General features: G+C 62.5%; 21 protein-coding genes and 1 pseudogene. 13 read left to right on the top strand and 9 right to left on the bottom strand.

The window, feature by feature from the left end; translation table 11 throughout:
• The first annotated feature begins 1,184 nt into the window (after window positions 1–1,184).
• Window positions 1,185–1,532, top strand: a complete 348-nt coding sequence (locus tag P3T18_RS15525) for a helix-turn-helix domain-containing protein (RefSeq protein WP_429300796.1) — start codon at window positions 1,185–1,187, stop codon at window positions 1,530–1,532.
• 489 nt (window positions 1,533–2,021) lie between these two features.
• On the opposite strand, the pseudogene P3T18_RS15530 reads toward P3T18_RS15525, so the two are convergent.
• The 5 genes and pseudogenes from P3T18_RS15530 to aspT form a co-directional block, all read right to left on the bottom strand.
• Window positions 2,022–2,156, bottom strand: a pseudogene (locus tag P3T18_RS15530) (MFS transporter); the annotation flags it as partial.
• Between the two features lie 105 nt (window positions 2,157–2,261).
• Window positions 2,262–3,083: a siderophore-interacting protein gene (locus tag P3T18_RS15535; RefSeq protein ID WP_429300797.1), complete on the bottom strand. Its 822-nt coding sequence runs from the start codon at window positions 3,081–3,083 to the stop codon at window positions 2,262–2,264.
• Window positions 3,084–3,154: 71 nt separating this feature from the next.
• Complete coding sequence (locus tag P3T18_RS15540; RefSeq protein ID WP_429300798.1) at window positions 3,155–4,063, bottom strand: PadR family transcriptional regulator; 909 nt, start codon at window positions 4,061–4,063, stop codon at window positions 3,155–3,157.
• Between the two features lie 264 nt (window positions 4,064–4,327).
• The gene (locus tag P3T18_RS15545; RefSeq protein WP_429300799.1) at window positions 4,328–5,977 is read right to left on the bottom strand and encodes a bifunctional aspartate transaminase/aspartate 4-decarboxylase; all 1,650 of its coding nucleotides are present in this window, start codon (window positions 5,975–5,977) and stop codon (window positions 4,328–4,330) included.
• A gap of 53 nt (window positions 5,978–6,030) precedes the next feature.
• The gene (gene aspT / locus P3T18_RS15550; protein WP_429300800.1) at window positions 6,031–7,722 is read right to left on the bottom strand and encodes an aspartate-alanine antiporter; all 1,692 of its coding nucleotides are present in this window, start codon (window positions 7,720–7,722) and stop codon (window positions 6,031–6,033) included.
• 433 nt (window positions 7,723–8,155) lie between these two features.
• Here aspT and P3T18_RS15555 point away from each other — a divergent pair, with 433 nt between their 5' ends.
• The 6 genes from P3T18_RS15555 (at window position 8,156) to P3T18_RS15580 (ending at window position 14,326) form a co-directional block, all read left to right on the top strand.
• Window positions 8,156–8,800 (top strand): DUF3302 domain-containing protein, encoded by a 645-nt coding sequence (locus tag P3T18_RS15555; protein ID WP_429300801.1) that lies wholly within the window; start codon window positions 8,156–8,158, stop codon window positions 8,798–8,800.
• Window positions 8,800–9,933 (top strand): HlyD family secretion protein, encoded by a 1,134-nt coding sequence (locus P3T18_RS15560; RefSeq protein ID WP_429300802.1) that lies wholly within the window; start codon window positions 8,800–8,802, stop codon window positions 9,931–9,933. The genes P3T18_RS15555 and P3T18_RS15560 overlap by 1 nt, the downstream gene beginning before the upstream one ends.
• Window positions 9,934–9,935: 2 nt before the next feature.
• A complete protein-coding gene (locus P3T18_RS15565; protein ID WP_429300803.1) occupies window positions 9,936–11,378 on the top strand; it encodes a TolC family protein in 1,443 nt (480 codons plus the stop codon).
• Between the two features lie 27 nt (window positions 11,379–11,405).
• Window positions 11,406–12,221, top strand: a complete 816-nt coding sequence (gene ppk2 / locus P3T18_RS15570) for a polyphosphate kinase 2 (RefSeq protein WP_429300804.1) — start codon at window positions 11,406–11,408, stop codon at window positions 12,219–12,221.
• A gap of 86 nt (window positions 12,222–12,307) precedes the next feature.
• Window positions 12,308–14,014, top strand: a complete 1,707-nt coding sequence (locus tag P3T18_RS15575) for a SulP family inorganic anion transporter (protein WP_429300805.1) — start codon at window positions 12,308–12,310, stop codon at window positions 14,012–14,014.
• A 54-nt stretch (window positions 14,015–14,068) separates the two neighbouring features.
• Window positions 14,069–14,326, top strand: a complete 258-nt coding sequence (locus tag P3T18_RS15580; protein ID WP_429300806.1) for an RNA recognition motif domain-containing protein — start codon at window positions 14,069–14,071, stop codon at window positions 14,324–14,326.
• 6 nt (window positions 14,327–14,332) lie between these two features.
• Here the strand turns inward: P3T18_RS15580 and P3T18_RS15585 are convergent, their stop codons facing one another.
• Window positions 14,333–14,908, bottom strand: a complete 576-nt coding sequence (locus P3T18_RS15585; RefSeq protein WP_429300807.1) for a hypothetical protein — start codon at window positions 14,906–14,908, stop codon at window positions 14,333–14,335.
• A gap of 180 nt (window positions 14,909–15,088) precedes the next feature.
• On the bottom strand, window positions 15,089–15,364 hold the full coding sequence (locus P3T18_RS15590; RefSeq protein WP_429300808.1) for a hypothetical protein: 276 nt from the start codon (window positions 15,362–15,364) through the stop codon (window positions 15,089–15,091).
• Between P3T18_RS15590 and P3T18_RS15595 the strand changes: the two genes are divergently transcribed.
• Window positions 15,363–15,719, top strand: coding sequence for a BON domain-containing protein (locus P3T18_RS15595; protein ID WP_429300809.1), 357 nt, complete (start codon window positions 15,363–15,365; stop codon window positions 15,717–15,719). The genes P3T18_RS15590 and P3T18_RS15595 overlap by 2 nt on opposite strands.
• A gap of 184 nt (window positions 15,720–15,903) precedes the next feature.
• Entirely contained in the window at window positions 15,904–16,326 is a 423-nt protein-coding gene (locus tag P3T18_RS15600) for a YybH family protein (protein ID WP_429300810.1), read from the top strand.
• Between the two features lie 83 nt (window positions 16,327–16,409).
• Here the strand turns inward: P3T18_RS15600 and P3T18_RS15605 are convergent, their stop codons facing one another.
• Window positions 16,410–17,300, bottom strand: coding sequence for a LysR substrate-binding domain-containing protein (locus P3T18_RS15605; RefSeq protein WP_429300811.1), 891 nt, complete (start codon window positions 17,298–17,300; stop codon window positions 16,410–16,412).
• Between the two features lie 102 nt (window positions 17,301–17,402).
• On the opposite strand from P3T18_RS15605, the gene P3T18_RS15610 reads away from it, so the two are divergent.
• Window positions 17,403–17,993 (top strand): LysE family translocator, encoded by a 591-nt coding sequence (locus tag P3T18_RS15610; RefSeq protein ID WP_429300812.1) that lies wholly within the window; start codon window positions 17,403–17,405, stop codon window positions 17,991–17,993.
• A 2-nt stretch (window positions 17,994–17,995) separates the two neighbouring features.
• Complete coding sequence (locus P3T18_RS15615; RefSeq protein ID WP_429300813.1) at window positions 17,996–18,379, top strand: cupin domain-containing protein; 384 nt, start codon at window positions 17,996–17,998, stop codon at window positions 18,377–18,379.
• Between the two features lie 50 nt (window positions 18,380–18,429).
• Here P3T18_RS15615 and P3T18_RS15620 read toward each other — a convergent pair whose 3' ends face one another.
• Window positions 18,430–20,007 (bottom strand): DHA2 family efflux MFS transporter permease subunit, encoded by a 1,578-nt coding sequence (locus P3T18_RS15620; protein ID WP_429300814.1) that lies wholly within the window; start codon window positions 20,005–20,007, stop codon window positions 18,430–18,432.
• A 190-nt stretch (window positions 20,008–20,197) separates the two neighbouring features.
• On the opposite strand from P3T18_RS15620, the gene P3T18_RS15625 reads away from it, so the two are divergent.
• Window positions 20,198–20,857 (top strand): alpha/beta hydrolase, encoded by a 660-nt coding sequence (locus tag P3T18_RS15625; protein WP_429300815.1) that lies wholly within the window; start codon window positions 20,198–20,200, stop codon window positions 20,855–20,857.
• A gap of 189 nt (window positions 20,858–21,046) precedes the next feature.
• Window positions 21,047–22,099, top strand: coding sequence for a rod shape-determining protein (locus tag P3T18_RS15630; RefSeq protein WP_429300816.1), 1,053 nt, complete (start codon window positions 21,047–21,049; stop codon window positions 22,097–22,099).
• Window positions 22,100–22,211 lie beyond the last annotated feature (112 nt).

Below are 22,211 nucleotides of genomic sequence, written 5' to 3' on the forward strand. Positions count from 1 at the left end.
GCGTTCCGACTGCAGGTCAAGACCGGCCTCGAACACACGCTACGACCCCCGCCGCGCGGTCCGAAGAAAAACGATAACTTCGAGAACCGAGCGGTCGCATGGGTAGCAGTTATTGAAAGGCAAACGCGAGGACGAGTTTGAGTTACTTGTCATAGATAAGACCGCCAGTCAGCGGAGCGCGAGCCGAGGGGATGTGTTCGCGGCTGTTGACTCGGCATTTGAGGAAATTGCGACAGATGCGCCCGACAGACTGAGTCACAGCCTTATTTGACCGCGAGCAATGAGCACTGTCGTCGTGCCGCTCGGTTAGGCGGGAACACACGACAAGGGGCTTAACTCGTTGATTCGTAAAGATTGGCCGAATCAATCTAAAATTTCGTTTTGACGCGGCCAATCAGGCGCATTCCGATAGGATACAAAACAACCCATCCCGGAATAACGTAATCGCGCAAACCTTCGGGCGGCGTGATTAAACGCAGAATGATCCGCAACGCCGCAAAAGCTTGCCAGATGTGAAGTGCGACGTGATTGATGCATCGCGATTGGCATTCTGGCTGCGTGCTAACGCAGATTTGGAGCAAATCGGCGGGAACTGAGGCAATGGGGCTAGCGTTGACACTTGCCATCGGCCTTACTTCGTATCCGCGCAACGTCACCCATGAGACGTTTTCCGCACATCATGCCGCAACACGCATCTTGCCCGACGGGGCGTGCGTTGCCTGAAGCGTCCGCCGCATCCATCGGCTCCTGATAGTAAAAATCAACATATATGTTGTTGAGATAGCTTTGCTATTAGTCGAAACTTGCGGTTTAGTTTTCAGATCGATAATGTCAGATTGAACCACCCGGCGGGACTGCGATTCGCGAGGTACGTGTCTAGTGTGGTTACGCCCAAACAAGACTGGCGATTCCTTCCGATTTCACCCCCAGCGCTTGTCACCACAATGATCGAGCGGGTCGATGTTTCATATGACACAGTGTCGGGCATCTGAGCGACCGGGTGAGTGACGTTGCTCTTCCTCATTGCAAAGGCAGGGGGCTTGCTGCAAGGAAGGGCGAATACCAGTCGGCCTAGCAAGTGCCAGCTCTACGAAGCTTGCTCACAAGTTTCTTCAAATGCATTCGCGTACCTCTTTCAGGGGGCCGCCCAATACTACACATAGTTGACGACACAGCGAGTCGGGATGTCAAAGCACACAGAGTCCGTTGAGCAACGTCTAGGCAAGGCCATTGCAAGAGAGCGCGCTGCGATGGGACTTACGCAGGAGGAACTCGCGCGTGCCCTTGGTGTAACACAGGAGACGATAAGTCGTTTTGAAAGAGGAACTGTACTTCCACCTCTTCAACGGCTACTGCAGCTTGCGGATGTATTTGATATCCCCCTTGATAATCTTGTCAGGGGCACCACAAATAGGGCAGCGGACGACGGCCTTGAAATTGCCATGATGCTGAAAAGGCTGCAGCCTGAAAATCGCGAGTTTGTTCGACGCTGGGTAATGGAGATGTGTCAACGGCTCAATCAAAAGCGGTGATTTGCCGATTCTATTCAGCGAAGGCGAGCGCTTAGAGACGCATTTCCCACGAGTCACCCGGACAGGCGGACAGGATTTTCCGTTGAACGCAGATTGCGGTTCTACTCGTGGCTGCGTCAAGTCAGCTTTGTCGCGCTTTCAACGAAAGACCATTGAGCGCACTGGCGCAACCAGCTTTTGCGCGAGGTTCCGCGATGACCCGTGCGGATAGTTTACGAACTGTCGCGCAGAGCAGCCTTTGATTGAGGAAGGATTGCTGGAGGGCCTACGTTCGCGTTTGGCTCTGCAAGTTTGGTGACGCGCGGCGTAGCGAAAGGTAGCGATGGGTGTGTCTTACGCAAAGATTTCTACTCGGCCGCCGTGAATGATTTCTGAATGGTTTGTGTAAAAAATGGCACATCTTTGGTGCTCGATGTGCTGGAAATTGCGGGCCCGGGGTCCAATTGGAACCATTAATCTCCAAAGTTAAAGTTTAATGGTTCCCATACCAGGCGTGATGCTGAACGCGTGCATGATCTGCGGGCCGAGCGGCATCATCACCATGAAGTCCATGATGATGGTGAACTGCGTCAGCGCGAGCAGCCATAGCAGATGGCGCTCGTGTTTCGTGCTGAGTGAATACATCGATCGGTTCCTTGTTGTTTTTCGAATAAGCTCAGCGGCAGCCGCCGGCGGCCCGATGTGTCCAGCCCGCCTGAAACGACCAGGCGTGGCAAGCGGCCCGCGCGCTCAGTCGTCCAGATTTTCGTGGACCGCCTGAGCGCCCTGTTTCCAGTAGCTCGCCGCTCGGATGCGCGTTTTGTCGACGCCGCGCTCCGTGCACAGGTGGTATCGCACCGCGCGCATGGTAGCGGATTCGCCGGCGGCCCAGACGTAGCCTTCGCCGTCTTCGGGCAGATACAGATCGCGCACTGCTTGCAGCATCGCCTCGCCACGGCAGTCCGATTCGTTGCGATAACACCAGACCACGTGCAGTTCGGCCTGGGTCGTGAATTCGATTTTCGCGGACGGATCGCCCACTTCGATCACCGCCGCCGCGCGTGTGCCGGCCGGCAACTCTTCCAGACGGCGCGCGATGGCGGGCAAGGCCGTGTCGTCGCCGATCAGCAGATGCCAGTCGAAGCCGGTCGGAATGACGAGCGAACCGCGCGGGCCGCCGACGCCGAGATATTGCCCCACCTTCGCCTGCGCCGCCCAGCTGGCTGCCGGTCCCGCTTCGTGCATGGCGAATTCGATGTCGAGTTCGCGCGCGTCGCGGTCGAAGCGGCGCGGCGTGAAATCGCGTGCCGTCGGGCGCTTGCCTTCGGGGAACACCGGACCTTCCGGATCGGCTTGCGGCAGCACCGGCTTGTCCGCGCCGGGTTCGGGAAAGAAGACCTTGATGTGGTCGTCGAACGAGGCGGAAACGAAGTCGTGCAGGTCCTCGCCCGTGAACGTGACGCGGATCAGATGCGGCGTGAGCGCGTGCACCTGCTTGACCTGCAGCAGACGGAATTTCAGCGGATGACGGACGCGATGAACGGCCAGATCGGCCGGATTGATGCTCTGCATGGATGTTTCTCCTGTTGGTTGAAAGCGCCGGCCAAGGCGCCCGGCCAGCTGCCATGAGCGGCGCTGCACGCTCAGACGGATTGCTCGCCTTCGCTCGAGCTGCCGGTCTTGCCGTCGCTTTCGATTTCACGGGTGGCGCGCGCCAGAATCGCGGCGATGCGCCGCTGTTCGTCGGCCGACGCGTTATCGCGGCGCAGCAGGGCGTGCTTGAGCGCGCGGCGCGCATTGCTCAGTTCCGGCAGCCAGCCGCCTTCGCTGATGTCGGCGGGTTCCTCGCCGGCGAACGCGCGACGCACCGAATCCATCTTGCGGGCGATATGCGTCAGCTTGGCGAGCATCAGTTCGACACGTTCGCGATTCGCGTTCAGATAGTCGCGGCCCGCTTCGGCGAGTTCGTAGCGCTTGCGGTTGCCTTCGAGTTGCACGGTGACGTAGTTCAGTTCTTCCAGATACGTGAGCGCTGGATAAACCATGCCGGGGCTCGGACTGTAGAAGCCGTTCGAGCGCGTTTCGAGCGCCTTGATCAACTCGTAGCCGTGGCTCGGCTGCGCGTCGATCAGCGAAAGCAGTAGCAGTTGCAGATCGTCGGAGGTGAATTTGCGGCCGCGCGGAAAACCTTCGCCGTCGCCGAAACCGCCGGGGCCGCCTGGCCCGCCGCTGAAACGCCCGCCGCGTCCGCCGCCACGATGCTCGTGATGACGGCCGATGGCGTGCCAGAGCGCGTGCAGATTGAAGGCGCGCTCGCGGCCGGCGGCCATGTCGCGATGACCGTGACGGTGCCCGAAGGCGTCGCGACGGCGTTCCGTCTGCGCGAAGTCTGAGTCGAAATCGCCCGCGCCGTATGCGTCGGAGCGATGACCGTGCGCGTGATAGCGACGGGCGAAGGCGTGCCAGAGGTCGTGCAGGGACGGGCGGTCGTGGCCGGTGGAGAAGGTGTCGTCCGCGTTATGCGAATGGGAAAAGCGGTGGTGATGACGCATCTCGGAAACTCCGTTGTGTCGTAAGATGTGTCTTAAGATATATATCTAAAGATAGTTTGTCAAACTGATATTTGGGGGGAGGATCGAGCGGGATGCTTGGCGGGGCGCCGGATGGAAATAAGGGAGAAGGCGTTTTGTGCGGCGATTGGACGGGAGACAGGCGGGCGGGGAAACTGCAAAAAATCGCTCACTGCGACGCGCCACGCGCTCCCAACCGCCCGATCGGGAGCGCTGTACTTCATGCTCGTCGCAGTGCGCTGTCGCCTAAAGAACCTTATTCCTGTCGAGCTTCTTGCCCGACGCCGCGTTGTAGCGGTCCACGTACTCGCCGAGCAGCGTTCTGATGGCCCGGCCGATCTGCACGTAATCGCTTTCGTTCAGATTGGCGAGCGAGACGCGTCCCGACGGATGTTGCGTGCCGAAGCCGCGTCCGGGCAACAGCACGACGCGGGCGTCGCGCGCGAGCCGGAACAGCAGTTCCGACGGTTCCGTATTCCCGATGATCCACTCGACGAACTCGCGTCCGTACGCACGCTCGCCGAGGAATTCGAGGTCGAGGATCGCGTAGTAATCGACCTTGTTTTCGTCGTCATCGGAAAAGCTGATGCCGATCTCGCGATACAACGCGTCCTTGCGATCGCGAATCAAACGCTTCAGCGCGTTCTTGTAGGCGTCGGGTGTGTCCATCAGCGAGAACAGCGAGAAGAGCACCATCTGCACCTGCTGCGGCGTGGACAGACCGGCCGTGTGATTCAGGGCAACCGTGCGGCTGTCTGCAACGAGACGGTCGATGAATTTGAGCTTTTCCGGTTCCGTGGTGATGGACTCGTAGCGCTCGTGCAATTCGGCCTTCTGTTCTTTCGGCAGGGCCGCGATCTGTTCGTCGAATAGGTTGTGCCGATGCGTGGCAATCGTGCCGAGACGCCAACCGGTCGCGCCGAAGTATTTCGAGTACGAGTAGACCAGAATCGTGTTCTTCGGACACAAGGCGAACAGCGAAACGAAGTCGTCGGCGAAAGTGCCGTAGACATCGTCCGTCAACAGGATGAGGTCGGGGCGTTCCGCGACGATTTCCGCGATGTACGCGAGGCTCTCCGTATTCATCTTCACCGAGGGCGGGTTGCTCGGATTGACGAGGAAAAATGCCTTCACCTTGGGATCGCGCAGCTTGTCGAGTTCCTGCTTCGAGTACTGCCAGCCGTTCGCGACGTCGGCTTCGAGGTTGACCACCTCGAGCCGATAGTCGTTCAGGCGCGGAATCTCGATGTACGGCGTGAAGATCGGCGTGCCGAGCGCGATCGTATCGCCGGGCTTGATGAGGTGGTTTTCGCGCATCGTGTTGAAGATGTACGTCATCGCGGCTGTTCCGCCTTCGACGGCGAATACGTCGAATTCGCCGACGAACGGATGGTCGCCGATCATCTCGCGCCTGAGATACTGGCCGACGATGATCTCCGAGAGCTTCAGCATCCGGTCCGGTACGGGATAGTTCGACGCCAGAATGCCCTCGCACATTTCGTAGAGGAAGTCGCCGGCATTCAGCCCGAGTTGATCGCGCACGTAAGAGACCGCGCCGCGCAGAAAATCGATGCCCGGTGTGCCCGCGTTGTCGCGCGCAAAAAGTTCGAAGCGCTCTTCCAGCCCGTCGCGTTTCGGAAAGCCGCCGACACCTTCCGGCATATAGGCAAAGGAGCGCTCCGATTCCCGCATCGCGAACAGACCAAGTTGCCAGAATCCATGGCGGGGAATGGTCGCGAGAAAATTCGGGTTGCCGCGCCCGGCATTGAGCATGGCAACGTTGGCCGGACGCGCGACGGCGCCGCCCGCGGCCTTGATCAGTTCGTCCTTCAATTCGAACGGACTGAGCGAGGCGAGCGCGGAATGATCCTCGCCCTTATGTTCGGATTTAGCCATGACGTGTCTCCTGTAGCAGGCCATTCGTTGCGGGATGAATTCGGCGCGGTGTTTCAGGTCAGCAGCATCACGACCACCATGCCCCAGATGGTCAGCAAGGTATTGCCGACTGCGTAGGTCACGGTGTAGCCCAGACCCGGCACCTGGCTTTTCGCCGCGTCGCAGATCATGCCGAGCGCGGCCGTGGTCGTTCTCGAACCCGCGCAGATGCCGAGCAACAGCGCGGGATGAAACTTGAACACGTACTTCGCGATGAACATGCCGATGATCAACGGGATGGCCGTGGCAAAGATGCCCCACAGAAACAGGCTGATGCCGAGTTGCTGCAGTCCCTTCACAAAACCGGGGCCGGCCGTGATACCGACTACCGCGATAAATACGTTCAGGCCTACTGAGTTCATGAACCAGATGGTTGGCTCCGGAATGCGGCCGAAGGTCGGGTGAATCGCGCGCAGCCAGCCGAACACAATGCCGGCAATCAAGGCGCCGCCGGCGGTCGATAAAGTAATCGGCACCGCGCCGACCTTGATCACGACCGCGCCGACCAGTGCACCGAGCGTAATGGCCATGCCGATGAACGCGACGTCCGCCGAACTGGTGGGCCGATCGAGCACGCCGAGCGCCTTGGCGGCGGCCGTGGTGTCCTGGGTGCGGCCCATCAACGTCACCGTGTCGCCGCGATGCAGCTTCGTGCTGGCCAGCACCGGAATCTGCGTCTCCGTTGCGCCGCGTTTGATCCTGCGAAGGAAGACGCCGCGCGCAGCGGGCAGTTTGCCGAGTTCCGCCAGCGTCTTGCCGTCCACTTCTTTGGACGTGACGTACACGTCGACGCCTTCGGCAGGAACGGCCAGCAATTCCGGGTCGTCGGTTTCGGCGTTGCGCGGGCCGAGCATCGTCACGAGCAGATCGCGGCGTCCCACTACCGCGACCACGTCGCCGGCTTCGAGCACGTCGTCGAGCTTGGCGTCCTGCACGGTACTTCCGCGTCGGATACGTTCGATATACATGCGCGCGCCATCGGGCGACTGCGCTTCCGCCTGCCCGACGGTCATGCCGACCACCGGACCGCCGGCGGCAATCTTGTACGCGCGCAGTTCGTACTGATGCCAGGCCTGACCGGCGCCGCCGAGTTCGCTATTGCCGCCGTGCGAGGCTTCGTATTCCTTGCATGCCGCGACGAGATCGATGCCGAGCAACTTCGGTCCGAGCGTCGCCAGAATCACGGCGGAACCGATGGTGCCGAAAATGTACGTGACGGCGTAGGCGGTCGGCATGGCGTCGAGCAGTTGCTTGGCCTGGTCGGCCGGCAAGCCGATGCGATTGATGGCGTCCGTCGCCAGTCCCATCGAAGCCGAAATGGTTTGTGAGCCGGCAAAGAGACCCGCCGCGGAACCGACGTCGTAGCCGGCCAGTTTCGCAGCGATGACCGGCGCCGCGAGACACAGCACGCATTGAATCGCCGAGAAGATTGCTTGTGGCAAGCCGTCCTTGGCAATGCCGCGAACGAACTGCGGGCCGACACCGTAGCCGACCGCGAACAGAAACATCAGGAAGAAAACCGATTTGACGTTCGACGAAATGACGATGCCGAGTTGCCCGATCGCGATGGCCGCGAGCAGCGTAGCCGTCACCGCGCCGAGGCTGAATCCCCGGTAGCTTTTTCCGCCCACCCAATAACCAATGCCCAGTGAAAGAAAGATAGCTATTTCCGGATAGCTACGCAGCGTTGCGGTGAACCAGGACATAGTGACCCCCGTCGAGTGACACGTCGTTTCGTGGTTACGGTCGCGCCGTAAGGTGATGTCAGGTGTGAGGAAGATTAGGAGAACAAGAAATCTCTTATGGAAGTATTTTTGCGACTTCAGTCTAGGATAAAAACGCGCGGAATCCACTGTTTCAAACTGTGTCATTCAGGCTCAATCAGGCGCTCGACTGGCGAAGCACGACTCCCTGTCCGGGCCGGACAACGAAATGGGTTGAGAAATCGGTGTTAGGCGCTTATAACAATCAAACAGCGCAATCAAACAGCGGCTCGGGTTTCCCCGCGTACGATTGATTCTTCCCATTTGGCTTTTTTTACGTATCCTTAATTGGCCACGCCGTCGCCCAGGTTCAATCCGCCATCGGGTCACGAATGAGCGACAAAAATCCTTGAGCTGACGGCGTCGGGTGCCGGGCGTGCGCACGCGTGTGGGCGTGTTGCGCGTGTTGGTCGATTGGAAGCCAGAGGCGCTTCGTCGTTTCAGAACAGGGCCGGCCGCAAAAGCCGGGTCCGTCCAAGGGTGCAGAATGAGAGCGATCCATAAGGGTGTCGTTGCGTTCCTGTTCCTGATGCCGGGGATTGCACTTGCCCACGCATCGAGCCAGACAATCGACAGGATTGCCGACTGGCTTGCCATTTTTGTCATCATCGTCGTGCCGATCGCGGGTATTGCGCTCGTGCTGATCATTCACGTGCTGCCGGAAAAGATCGCGGAGCGAAATCATCATCCGCAGAAAGCGGCAATCCAGACCCTGTGTTTTCTTTCACTCGTATTCGGCGGTCTTCTCTGGCCGCTTGCCTGGCTATGGGTCTTCACGAAGCCGCTCGGCTACCGGATTGCCTACGGCACCGACAAACACGACGACTACTTCATCGAAGCACGCGTTCGCGCGGAACGTGGCGAACTCCCACCCCAGGAACTGAGCTATATCCTTTGGGAACTCGACTCGATCGCCACCAAAAGAATTCTTCCACCCGAATTGCAGCAAGTACGCGATGAGCTCCACAAGCTTCAGTCCAATTCATTGGCCGGGGAGCAAAAAGCGCAAGGAGTTGCCTGATGGAACTGCTCCTGCTCGGGATCTATGCCTTCATCGCGTGGCTGATTTTTTCCAAATTCAGGCTGCTGCCCTGGAACATCATCACAGGTTCGATCACGATCGTCTTGCCGATCATCGCGTTGACGGTACTCGTGCTGACGCTCAACGTGATTGCGCCGTCGTCGGAAGACGTGCGCGTGATCCGGTATGTCGTGCAGGTGGTGCCGCAGGTGAGAGGCCGCGTCATCGAAGTGCCGGTCACCGGCAATACGCCGGTTCATAAAGGCGACGTGCTGTTCAAGATCGATCCCACGCCTTTCGCGCTTCAGGTCAAGGCGCTCGAGGCGCAACTCGTGAACGCGCAAGGTTCGGCGAACAAACGCACGCAGGATCTGGTGGCGGCGACGGCGAAATCGACCGCCGTACGTTCGCAGATCGATCTCGCGACCCGACGGGTGGCCGAAAATCGCGAACTCGTCGCGCACGGCGCCGGTGACCGCTTCGCGCTCGAACAGGCCGAGGCAACGCTCAAGTCGTTGCAGGCCGATCTCGCCGGTGCGAGAGCCCAGGAAGCGCAGGTTCGTGCGTTGCTGGGTGCCACCGTCGACGACGATCAGGCCGAGGTCGCGCAGATTCGCGCGCAGCTCGAAACGGCGAAATGGGATCTGTCGCAAACCACGGTTGTCGCGCCGGCGGATGGCGTCGTCATCAATCTGCAATTGCGGCCGGGTTCGATCGTGACGCCGCTACTGCAGAACCCGGCCATGAGTTTCGTCGAGAACGACTATCAGGTCATCGCGCTGTTCGATCAGAACGAATTGCGGATGGTGGCGCCCGGCGACGAAGCGGAGATCGCGCTCAAGACCATTCCGGGCAAAGTGCTGAAGGCGCAGGTTGTCTCGATCGTCTGGGCGCAAGGGCAGGGACAACTCACGCCGGGCGGTCTGCTTCCGCTGACGGGCGCGGAGCCGACGCCGCCCGGCAGATTCGCGGTGCGGCTCGAGATTCTCCCCGAAGACCGCGACCTCTTTCTCGCGGCCGGCGCACGCGGTCATGCCGCGATCTATACGGACCACATCGAGGAAATCCAGATTCTCCGCAAGGTCATCATTCGCGTCGGGTCGTACGTCAATTATCTCGTGCTGAAGGTGTGACGATGCGCGCGCTTCGCCACAAGCTTCCCGCTCTGGCGCCGCTGTTGCTGGCGGCTGCGTGTGCGCTCAAGGACCCGCCGGTGACCTCGGATATCCAGCGCGACAGCATGAGCAATGCAAACGTGCCCGCTGCCTGGACGGCCGACGGCGCCGTGGCCGGCAGCGTGCAGGGCAACTGGGTTGCGAGCTTCGGCGATCCCGCGCTGGTTGCGCTGGTCGACGAAGCGCTCGTCTACAACGCCAATCTGCGGGTGGCTGCCGCGCGGGTCGAGCAGGCGGCGGCCTATGTGCGCGTGGCCGGCGGCGAGTTGTATCCGGCGGCGACCTTTCTCGCGCGGCCAGGCGGAAAACTGGGCGGCGACGGTTCCGGGCTGAAGGGCTGGATCGTGTCGGCGTCGTGGGAGATCGATCTGTGGGGACGTGTGCGCTACGGCGTGCGGGCCGCGCAGGACCAGTACGCGTCGGCACTCGCGGACGCGCAATACGCGCGGCAGTCGATTGCGGCGCTGGTGGTGAAGGCATGGTTCGGCGCGATCGAAGCGCAGCAGCAATACGATCTGGCGACGGAAATGATCCGTCACGCGGACCAGCTCCGCGAGCTTGCCCGGCAGCGTCTGCGGATCGGCGGCGGCACCGAGATCGATGTCGGCAATGCCGATGTCTCCGCGCAGACCTATCGCGACGCCGCGCGTCAGATGAAGCTGGTACGCGACCAGTCGATCCGCGCGCTGGAGTTGCTGGTAGGTCGTTATCCCGCCGCCGAACTGGCCGTGCCGGGCAAGTTCGGGCCCTTGCCCGCCGTGCTGCCCGCGGGCGTGCCGTCCGAATTGCTGGAGCGGCGTCCCGACGTCATTGCCGCCGAGCGGCGCATCGCGGCCGCCTTCGATCTGCAGAAGCAGGCCAATGCCGCGCGGCTTCCGCGCGTGAATCTGAGCGCGGGTCTGCTCAGCGTGTCGAGCGAATTGTTCCTGCTCGCGGATCGCGACAATCCGACGTGGAGTCTCGGCGCCGGCATTCTTCTGCCCTTGTTTCAGGGCGGGGCGCTTCAGGCGCAGGCGGACCTCCGGACCGGCGAACAGAATCAGGCTCTCGCGAGTTACGGACAGATCGCGCTGCAGGCGTTCGGGGAAGTCGAAAATGCGCTGTCGGCGGAATCCGCGCTGCGCGAGCGCGAACTGCTGCTCTCGCAAGCGGCCACGGAAAACGAACGGCTTTTCGCGTTGCAGACGGTGCGCTACAAGGTGGGCTCGGGCGATCTGCGCGGCGTGGCGCAACAGCAGCTGGTGTACGTCTCGTCCCGTTCGACGCTGCTACGCGTGCAAAGCGAGCAGCGCATGCAGCTGGCCAATCTCTATCTGGCGCTGGGCGGCGGCTTGACGCCCGCACCCAGGCAGAGTGCCACGGTTCCCGCGAGTACTTCGGGGCCGTCGGTGCCTGCGCAGTAGTGGCGGGTCTTTACCGGAGTGAGAGCAATGGCCGATCGACGCAAAAAGTCCGAAGACCCAGCGGGGCAGGCGCCCTTGTCGCGCGAAGACTACGACAAGGAACTGGCGCGCCTGCACGGAGAACTGGTCAAATTGCAGGAGTGGGTCGTGCAGACCGGCACGAAGATATGCATTGTTTTCGAAGGACGCGACGGCGCGGGAAAAGGCGGAACCATCAAGGCGATCACCGAGCGCGTGAGTCCGCGTATTTTTCGCGTGGTTGCCTTGCCGACGCCCACTGAACGCGAAAAGAGTCAGATGTACGTGCAACGTTATTTGCCGCATCTGCCGGCGGCCGGCGAAGTGGTGCTGTTCGATCGCAGCTGGTACAACCGCGCGGGTGTCGAGCGCGTGATGGGCTTTTGCACCGAAGCGCAGGTGGCGGAGTTTCTGAAGGCGGTGCCGCTCGTGGAGCGGGCCATCATTCAATCGGGTGTCATTCTGCTCAAGTACTGGCTCGAAGTGAGCGAAGCAGAGCAGACCCGCCGCCTCGAAGCGCGGATTCACGACGAGCGCAAACACTGGAAGCTCTCGAAAATGGACCTCGATTCCTATAGCCGCTGGTACGACTACTCGCGCGCACGAGACGACATGTTCAAGGCCACCGACACCGATATCGCGCCCTGGTTCGTTGCCAATTCCAATAACAAGCGTCGTGTGCGCCTGAATATCATCCGGCATCTGCTGGACAGCGTGCCGTACAAGGCGCTGCCGCGTGAAAAAATCACCTTGCCCAAACGGCAGAAAGCTGGCGACTACACCGAACCCGATTACCCGTACCGCTTCGTTCCGGAGAAGTACTGATGAGACCGCTCGCCTCGCCACGTCTGCATGGTTTGCTGCACGCGCGGCCGGGAGAGGCGAGTTCGAGCAGGTAGCGGGAAAGTACGATGGCTGACGACACGTCGAAGCATTCCACCGGCAGGCCGCCTCATCTGATGCCGGAATGGATTGTCCATTACGACAGGGCATGGGCGAAGCCGGACCTGATTGCGGGTTGTACGGCGGCGGCCGTCGTGATTCCGAAGGCGCTCGCGTACGCCACGGTGGCCGGATTGCCGGTACAGGTCGGGTTGTACACGGCATTCGTGCCGATGCTCATTTACGCATTCACCGGTACGTCGAGACCGCTGAGCGTCAGCACGACCACCACCCTCGCGATTCTCGTCGCCGCTGCACTGGCGCGAGCCGTGCCGGACGGCAATGCCGCCGGGCTCATCGTCGCGACCGCAACGCTGACCGCGATGGTCGGCGTGATCCTGGCACTGGCCTCCGCTTTGCGGCTGGGTTTTACCGCGAATTTTATTTCGGAACCCGTATTGATTGGATTCAAGGCGGGCATTGCCATTGTCATCGTGGTCGATCAGCTTCCGAAGCTACTTGGCATTCATTTTCCCAAGGCTTCGTTTCTGCACAACGTCGTGGCGATCGCCCAGGGTTTGCCGCATGCTTCGCCGCTGACCCTGTTCGTCGGCGCGCTCACGCTAGTCGTCCTCATTGGCATGAAGCGGTTTCTTCCGCGTGCTCCCGCGCCGCTCATTGCCGTGGCGGGCGCTATCGCTTGCGCGAGTCTGTTCGGGCTGGCAGCGCGTGGCGTCGGCACGGTCGGTTATGTGCCGACGGGTTTGCCGTCGCTGACCATCCCCGATCTCGCGTTGATCGGCGAGTTGTGGCCCGTCGCGCTCGGTACGGCCTTGATGAGTTTCACCGAGACCATTGCGGCAGGCCGTGCCTTCGTGAGAGACGGCGAACCCACGCCGGGCGCCAACCGCGAATTGCTCGCCACGGGTCTCGCGAATCTGGGCGGCGCGCTATTCGGCGCGATGCCCGCCGGTGGCGGCACCACGCAGACGGCGGTGAACCGCAGCGCGGGCGCGCGCAGTCAGGCCGCCGGTTGCGTGACGGCGGCTGTCGCGCTTGGCGTGATGGTGCTGCTGGCGCCGCTGATCGGCATGATTCCGCATGCGACCTTGGCCGCCATCGTGATCGTGTATTCGATCGGCCTGTTCGAACCCGCGGAATTCCGCGCGATTCTCGCGGTACGGCGCACCGAGCTGATCTGGGCGCTGGTCGCGCTGGCGGGTGTGGTGCTGCTGGGCACGTTGCAGGGCATTCTTGTCGCGATCGTGGTGTCGCTGGCGGCGCTTGCGTATCAGGTGTCCGATCCGCCCGTTCATGAACTCGTGCGCAAACGCGACAGCAACGTCTTTCGTCCGGCTTCGGTCGCGCATCCGGACGACGAGTCGTTTCCCGGCATGCTGTTATTGCGCCCCGAGGGACGCGTTTTCTTCGCCAACGCAGACAACATCGCCCAGAAAATCCGCCAGCGCATCGCGGTGGCGAAGCCGTCGATTGTCGTGCTCGATATGGGCGGCGTCTTCGATATCGAATACACGGCGCTGCGCATGTTGATGGACGCCGAGAAGCGAATGCGCAACGCGGGTGTCGCGCTGTGGCTGGCCGGACTCAACCCCGGCGTGCTCGCCATGGTGCAACGTTCGCCGCTCGGCGACACACTCGGCCGCGAGCGAATGTTTTACAACCTGGATCAGGTCGTTGTCCGATATCGGGAAGGGCGGCGGCAAGCTGGTCCATGACCGCCTGGACCGCGTGGCGCATGTCCAGCTTATGTCGACGACTCGCAGGAGAACATGATGGCCGACCTGATGATAGGCAACATCGAAGAGGGCACGTCGGATGACGAAATTCGGGAATTCGTGACGAAGTACGGATTCCCCGCTTTCGATGAGATAAAGCACGTACCCGGTACGGGTTCACGCCCCGGCGTGCTGCTCACGTTCAACGATCTGGACGAAGCCGCATTGCGCGCGCTGCAGCCGCGCATACAGAATATGTTCTGGAAAGGCCGCACGATCAATGTGTCGATCATGCGGGAGTACGGACACTGACGGCGGTTAGCCGCCCAGCGCGATGATGCTGCCAACCAGCGCCGCGCCGATGCACATCATCGCGAGGCCGTAAGCCCAGGGTCGTCCGCTGGTGTGCCGGCCGAGCGCGCGGCCGCAGAAGAACAGTGTGCAGATGGCGAGAAGATTGGATAGCCGCAGCGCCAGCGCCGTTTGACCGACGAAAATAAACGGTATCACGACGGGAAACGTCGCCAGCACGACGAAGCCGAATACGCCGAACGCGCCGAGATAATCGCGGGAGACGAGACCTGTTCCCGGCAATGGCGCGGCGAGCAGGCGTCGACGCAAGGACTCGATTGCCACCGGCTCCATGTTCTCGCCGAGCAAGGGCGGAAGCACGTCGACGATCAACCGGTGCGCGCGAGTCTCCTCGCCGGTCGCGCGCAGTTGCAGCAGCAGGGCAAGCTGCCGGCGCCGCGCGATGAATGTGCGGATCAGGTACATCACCGCGTCCGCGAGACCCCAGGCGAGATTGCAGCCGAGCGCCGTCAACATCATCGTACGAACCTGTTCGCGACCGGCCGTGGCAACGCTCAGTGTGCCGGTGAATGTCAGCGCCATGAGGACACCGAAAACAACCTCGGTGACTCGCTCCACAGGGTCGAGCACGCGTGCGCGCCTCGCGGTTTTTTCGGCTTGCATGGTCGGTGACGGGTGTCTTCGATAATGTCTTTATACAGCACGGCGGACGCAAAATACGGACGTCGGGCGATGCATCGGCATGGACATCGCTGTTTTGTTTTACCGCTTTTTGTCTGCCTTCAAAATGGCAAGCGGGTTCTGTTCGCGTTCTGAGATCCGGCGCAGGCGAGCCGCGTATCGCCTGGATACGCACGGCTTGTCAGGCAGCGTATGCTTGTGGCGGTCCCCGGCAAAACTCGATGGTGTCGCGACGGCGCAGCGATAGTTGACGGGGCGCGCGTGCAGTTGCGTATCGAACGCGTCGCTGCCGCTTCGATAGGTCTTTCTGCGCAGTGTCGTGGCGCGTGCCGCGATTTGCCACCGGATCAAGCTCATGACCTGCAAACTCGTACGGATGCTGTGGGCAAGCGCGGGTGTCGCGTTGGTGTTGTCCGCGTGCGTGCAGACCGGGCCGACCTACACCGGACCGGCGCCGCCGCAATTACCTGGCGCCGACATCGATACCCGCACCGACGGCGGCCTCGCGAGAGCCGTGCGGCGGGCGCTGGCGCAGGCGCCCGGCTTCAACGCGGCGGGCGTGTTCGTCCGCGCGCACGACGGCGCGGTTTTCCTGAGCGGAACCGTGCATAGCGCCGATCAGATACATCTGGCCGAGCAGATCACGCGGGCCGTGCCGGGCGTGCTCGTCGTGTCGAACAAACTGACGCTATGGCATGGCGGGAATGGTTAGCAGCTAAGAGCGGCGTCATGTGGACTCGCGCCGTGGCGTTTCGAACGCACGCGTTTGTCGAGGCAAAATGAACCGGCATGAGCCGGAGAGCAGGGTCGCGCTGCGGTAAGATTTTGTCTCGCCGCGCGCGTTTCGCGCCCTTCCGGACGCGAACGAAACGACGCGGCATTCGCGAGGACCCGACATGCCAATGACCCATCCCGACGACGCGCCGCATGCGTTTCAACACGCATGGAATCGTCACGACATGCCGTCGCTCGGCGCGTTGTTCTGTGAGGACGCCACGTTCGTGAACCGGTTCGGGCATTACGTGCGCGGCGTCGAAGCGATTATCGACTTGCACGCGCCGATCCATGAAACCATTTATCGCGACTCCACGCTGACGAACGAACTGATCGACGTGGTTGCGCTCGGCGACGATGCCGCGATCGTGCATTTCTGGAGCCGCCTCGCAGCCGGCGCGGCGCATCCGGCCGGCCCGCACGTGGTCGATACGCTGATTCTCGCGGTGTTGACGCGGCAGTCTGGCGAATGGCGCATCAAGGCGCTCGAAAACGTCACGCTGACGAATCCCCGTACGGGTGAAACTGTTCTGAGAGACCGTTGAGGTTGCGTCGAAGCCGAGCACGAAGCCGAGCGCGTGTCTCGCCAGCCGGAAGCCACCCGTCTGCGCGATTCACAATCGACTCGTCAGCCGATAACCGCGAGCCTCGAATGCGTGGCCGCCGCCTTGTTCGACATCGATTCGCGCACGTGGCGCGCGAATTCCAGCGCCGCGGGCGAGACCGCCGAAGGCAGTCGCAGGCAGATCGCGAAGGGCGGTAAGGGCGGCAAGCCAGCCGTGTGCGGCGCGATCGTTTCCAGATCGGACGGCACCGTCGAGACCAGCCACGCCGTGACCGCGAGGCCCGCGCGCACGGTGGCGGCGGTCGCTTCGATATTGCCGCTCTCGAACACCGTGCGCCACGCAATGTCCCGGTTCGCGAGCGCGCCGAGCACCACCGGACGGAACGCGCAGCGTTCGTCCACCATCGAGAGCGGTAAGGGCCGTTTCTGCCACGCCTCGCTGCCGCGGCCTTTCACCCACACCAGCGGTTCGACGCGGATCACTTCGCCTTCGGCCTCGCTCGCGACGTACTCGACCAGCGACACGTCGACGCGTCCGCTCGTCACCGCTTCATCGAGTTCCGGCGACGCCGCGCACACGAGCGAAATCTCCACGCGCGGATGCGCCTCGGCGAACGCTTTCATGGCCGGCGCGAGCGGCGTCACGAGATCGTAGGGCACGCCGACGCGTAAGCTGCCGCCCAGCGACTGCGCCGTCATGTCGGCCCAGATTTCGTCGTTCAGACGCAGCATCTGGCGCGCCTTGACGAGAAACTGCTCGCCCTGGCGCGACAGTTCTAGCTTGCGCGTCTTGCGCACGAACAGCAGGCAGTCCAGTCCCTCTTCGAGCCGTTTGACCTGCTGGCTGACGGCGCCTTGCGTCATGTGCAGCAGATTGGCGGAGACCGTCATGCTGCCGCTGTCGGCAACGGTGACGAAGGTGCGGATCAGATCGAGGTCGAGGTTTCTGCTCATCGATGCATTATGCGCCGTAATGGATGGCATCAATATTATTGCCTTTTCTGATGCGTGCGCAATCCGTACAGTGCCGAGGCGAAACCACTCCGACCTGTACCGATGACCTCGATCCTGCCGCTTCTCCTGTTCGTCGCCGTCGCGACCGTGACGCCCGGTGGCGCGACCATGCTCGCGACCGCGTCGGGCGGCCGCTTCGGCTTTGCGCGCTCGATTCCGCTGATGCTCGGCATCGCTCTGGCGCTCGCGTCGCTCGCCGCCGTTGCCGCGCTCGGGCTCGGCAGGCTGCTGCTCGCCTTGCCCGCGTTGCAGACGGGGGTGAAAGCGCTCGGTTCCGCGTATCTGTTGTGGCTTGCCTGGCGAATCGCGCGAAGCGACGCGCCAAGCGCCGGCAGCGGCCCCGCGAAACCGATCACGCTGGTGAACGGCTTCCTGCTGCTGTGGCTCAATCCGAAAAGCTGGGCGATGACGGTGGGCGCCGCGGCGTCTTTTGCATTGCTGGCGAGCAGCCCGAGCCGGCTCGCGCTTCTGCTCGGTACGGCGTTCGGCCTCGCCGCGTGCGTGTCGCTCGCGCTGTGGTGCGCGCTCGGCATGCTGCTCGCGCGGCTTTTGCGCACGCCGCTGCATTGGCGCATCCTCAATCTTGCGATGGGCGCGCTGCTCGCGGCATCCATCATTCCAACCTGGAGATAAACGTGTCAGTCCATCCCTTTGCCGAGTCGTTCGACCTCGAAGCCGCGTTCGCCGACGTGTCCGACTACTGGTCGCCGAAAGTCGTCGCGCAGGTCAACGATCAGTACGTCAAGGTCGCCAAAGTGCGCGGCCAACTTGTGTGGCATGACCATGCGCACGAGGACGAGCTGTTCTTCGTCGTGCGCGGACATCTGAAGATCGAATACGAAGGCGGTCGCGTGGTCGATTTGCCGGCCGGATCGATGCACGTGGTGCCGCGCGCCACGCTGCACAACCCGATTGCCGAAAACGAATGCTGGATCGTGCTCATCGAGCCGAAAGAGACGAAGCACACGGGCGATGTCGAGTCGCCGTTGACGAAGACGATCGGCGAGCAGTTGCGCTAACGGCGGCCCAGACGTGCCGCCGTTAGCGCCGGCCGCCGCCGACGGTTCTCTCAGTGCGCGCCGGCCGCATCCGGTCCGCCGCCGCCCTTGGCCGGGCGCGTGATCCAGATCAGCGGAATGATGAGAATAAAAATAATGGCCGACACGAAGAAGATGTCGTTCAGGCCCATCATCGCGGCCTGCGTATTCACCGTGAAATCGAACAGCGCATGCGCCGACTGCGTGTTCATGTGCAGCAGCGATTGCGTGGAGTCGATTTGCTGGTTGAACAACGGGTTGTCGACGTTGGCGTGCTCGGTCAGGCGCTCGTGATGCAGCACCGTGCGGTTGTTCCACTCGTTACCGGCGATGGACGTGCCGACCGCGCCGCAGAACACCCGCGCGAAATTCGACAGGCCGGCGGCCGCCGGAATCTTGTTCGGCGGTTGCCCCGACAGAATGATCGACGTGAGCGGCACGAAGAAGAGTGCCATCGGGATGCCCTGCAGCAGCGTGGGAATCACGAGATGCCAGGTGTCGATTTCCACCACGTATTTCGAGCGCATGTAAAACACGATCGCGAAGCCGATGAACGCCAGCGTGGCGATCACGCGCGCATCCGAGCGCGGCAGCACGCGGCCCATGACCGGCGCGAGCAGCACGGCGAACACGCCGAGCGGCGCGGTGACGAGACCGGCGTCCACGGAACGGTAGTTCAGATACTCCTGCATCCACTGCGGCAATAGCACGAGGTTGCCGAAAAACACGCCGTAGGCGACCGAAATCGCAATCGTGCCGCCGAGAAAATTACGCTGCTGGAACAGACGCAGATCGACGATCGGATTCTCTTCGGTCAATTCCCACACGAGGAAAAACGCGAAGCTGATCAGCGCCGTGATGCCGAGAATCACGATCACCGGCGAGGAGAACCAGTCGAGGTCCTTGCCTTTGTCGAGCATGATCTGCAGCGAGGCAACCCAGGTGATCAGCAGGCCCAGACCCACCACGTCGATGGGCGGCTTGCGGGTGGCCGATTCGCGCGTGCGGTAGATCATCCACGTGACGCCGGCCGCGAAAATCCCGACGGGAATATTGATGTAGAAGATCCACGACCAGCTGTAGCTATCCGTGATCCAGCCGCCGAGCGCCGGACCCGCAATCGGGCCGACGGTAGCGGTCATGGCCCATAGGGCAAGCGCGGTGGACGACTTTTCCTTTGGATACGAGCCGAGCAGAATGGCCTGCGAGAGCGGAATCAGCGGACCGGCCACGGCGCCCTGAAAGACCCGCGCGACCAGCAGGATCGGCAGCGTGGGCGCGATACCGCACAGCCACGAAGCCAGCACGAACGAGAGAATCGCGCCGACGAACAGCTTGACCTGGCCGATGCGCTGCGTGAGCCAGCCGGTCAGCGGAATCGACACGGCGTTGGCCGCGGCGAACACGGTGATGACCCACGTGCCTTCGTCCACCGACACGCCGAGATTGCCCGAAATGGTGGGAATGGCCACGTTCGCGATGGACGTGTCGAGCACGTTCATGAAGGTGGCGAGCGCCACGGCGATGGTCGCCAGCACGAGCTGGCCGCCCTGCAGGGGCGGTGGCGGTGCGGGCGGCGTGGCGGCGGGCGTGGCGTTGGGCTGGCTCAAACGGGAGTTCTCCGGGCGTCGAATGCTCGCAAAAGCATACCTGTATTCACGTTCGGGCGTCGTCGGCGGCGGCAGGTTTGGCGGCGAAAACAATTTCGCTGGCGTATCCTCGCGCCCAGATACCATGAAACGCCGGGCACGAGGCACGCCAGGCGGGCCGGAATCGCACCGAAAAACAAAGGAAACGTCTATGAGCTGGGAACAATTCGAACACGGCTGGCGCCGCGCGCCGCTCACCGCGCCGGCCAAGGGCCTCGTCGTGCTGATGCACGGCGTGGGCAGCAACGCGCGCGATCTGATGCCGCTCGCGGATATCTGGAGCGAGAGCCTCGCGGACGTCGCGTTCGTGTCGCTCGACGGCACCGACGAATTCGACGGCGGTTTCGGCGGACGCCAATGGTTCAGCCTGCGCGACGTCAACGAAGGCAATCGTCAGGCGCGCGTCGAGGCCGCTTATCCGGCCCTGCGCGGCGTGCTCGAAGCCGAACTGGCGCGCCTCAGCCTGCCTTTCGGACGGCTTGCACTGGTGGGTTTCTCGCAAGGCTCGATCATGGCGATGCATCACGTCGCGACGAGTGCGGAAGGCGCGGCCGGCGTGGTGGCGTATTCGGGGCGGCTCGCCTCGACGATCGTCGTGCAGAACGGCACGCCGCTCACCTTGCTGCACGGCGAGGACGACACGGTGATTCCGGTGCGGGAACTGGAGTACGCCGCGCAGACATTCAGCAATGCTGGCTACACCGTCGACGCCTACGCGCTGCCGGGTGTCGGACACACCATCAGCGCAGACGGCGTGGCGCTCGGCCAGGAGGCGCTGGAGCACGCTTTGGGCGCTTTGTCGCGGGACTGACACGGCCCCGAATGAAAAGTGGCCCTAAAGATTGTGATCTGCTTGCCGTTAACTGCTCATTAGTATGAAAATCACCCCCGCCGCGCGGACTGCGCAACGCCGACCAGGCGTGCCAAGCGGCTCGGGTGACCGGGGGCGCATTTTCCAGACTGCCCGGATAGGGCGGATAACGACATACAGAGCCTTCCTATGGCCAGACCGACGCCGTATTACCCGCTTTTCGATCGACTCTTCCGGCAATCCGTGACGGTGGATCTCGGCACGGCCAACACCCTCATTTACACCGACCACGACGGCATCGTGCTGAATCAGCCGTCCGTGGTGTGTTTCCAGAAAGAACCCGCCGCCGGCCAGAAACGCGTGGCCGCGGTCGGCACCGAAGCGCGCCAGTTACTCGGCCGCGCCCCGCAAAATCTCGAAGCCATCCGTCCGCTGCGTCACGGCGTCATCGCCGATTTCTCCGCCGCCGAGCAGATGATCCGCAAATTCGTCGACATGGCGCGTCCGCGGCCGCTGTTCAGCCGCCGCGCCGCGTTCACGCTTTGCGTGCCGGCCGGAGCCACGCAGGTGGAGCGCCGCGCGATCAAGGAAGCCGCGGTCGCGGCAGGCGCATGGAAGGTGAGCCTGATCGGGGAATCACTGGCGTCGGCGGTCGGCGCGGGCTTGCCGGTGGCGGAAGCGACCGGCTCGATGGTGGTCGACATCGGCGGCGGCACCACCGAGGTCGGCGTGATTTCGCTGGGCGGCACGGCGTACAGCGGCTCGATCCGCGTGGGCGGCGACACGTTCGACATGGCGATCGTCGCGTATGTGCGCAATCTGTACGGTGTGCTGCTGGGCGAGCAAACCGCCGAGCACGTGAAGAAAAGCATCGGTTCGGCGATGCGTGACGTGCCGATCGAGCAGATGAACGCCACCGGCCGCAGTGTCGACGACGGCCTGCCGCGCACGGTACAACTGAGCAACCACGATATTGCCGACGCGATCGACGGCCCGTTGCGTCAGGTGATCGGCGCGGTCAAGCGCGCGCTTGAAACGGCGCCGGCCGAACTCGTCACCGATATCGCGCACAACGGTATCGTGCTGACGGGCGGCGGCGCGCTGCTCGGCAACCTCGGGCGCCGTCTGTCGAACGAACTCGGACTCGATGTGCGCGTGGCCGACGAACCGCTCACCTGCGCGGTACGCGGCGCGGGTGCAGCCGCCGCGGCCGGTCTGATCGACGAACTCGCCAGCGAATGAAGCACCGCGCCGGGCGTGCCGCCGGGCACGCCAGATCGGCCGCTGTGTGACAATGAACGCGTGGTCCCATGTGTCGGGACGTCGAAACGCGCTTTCTTCCCAATCTGTTTTT

The sequence above is a fragment of the Paraburkholderia sp. GAS199 genome (genome assembly GCF_050436585.1).
GTDB lineage: Bacteria > Pseudomonadota > Gammaproteobacteria > Burkholderiales > Burkholderiaceae > Paraburkholderia.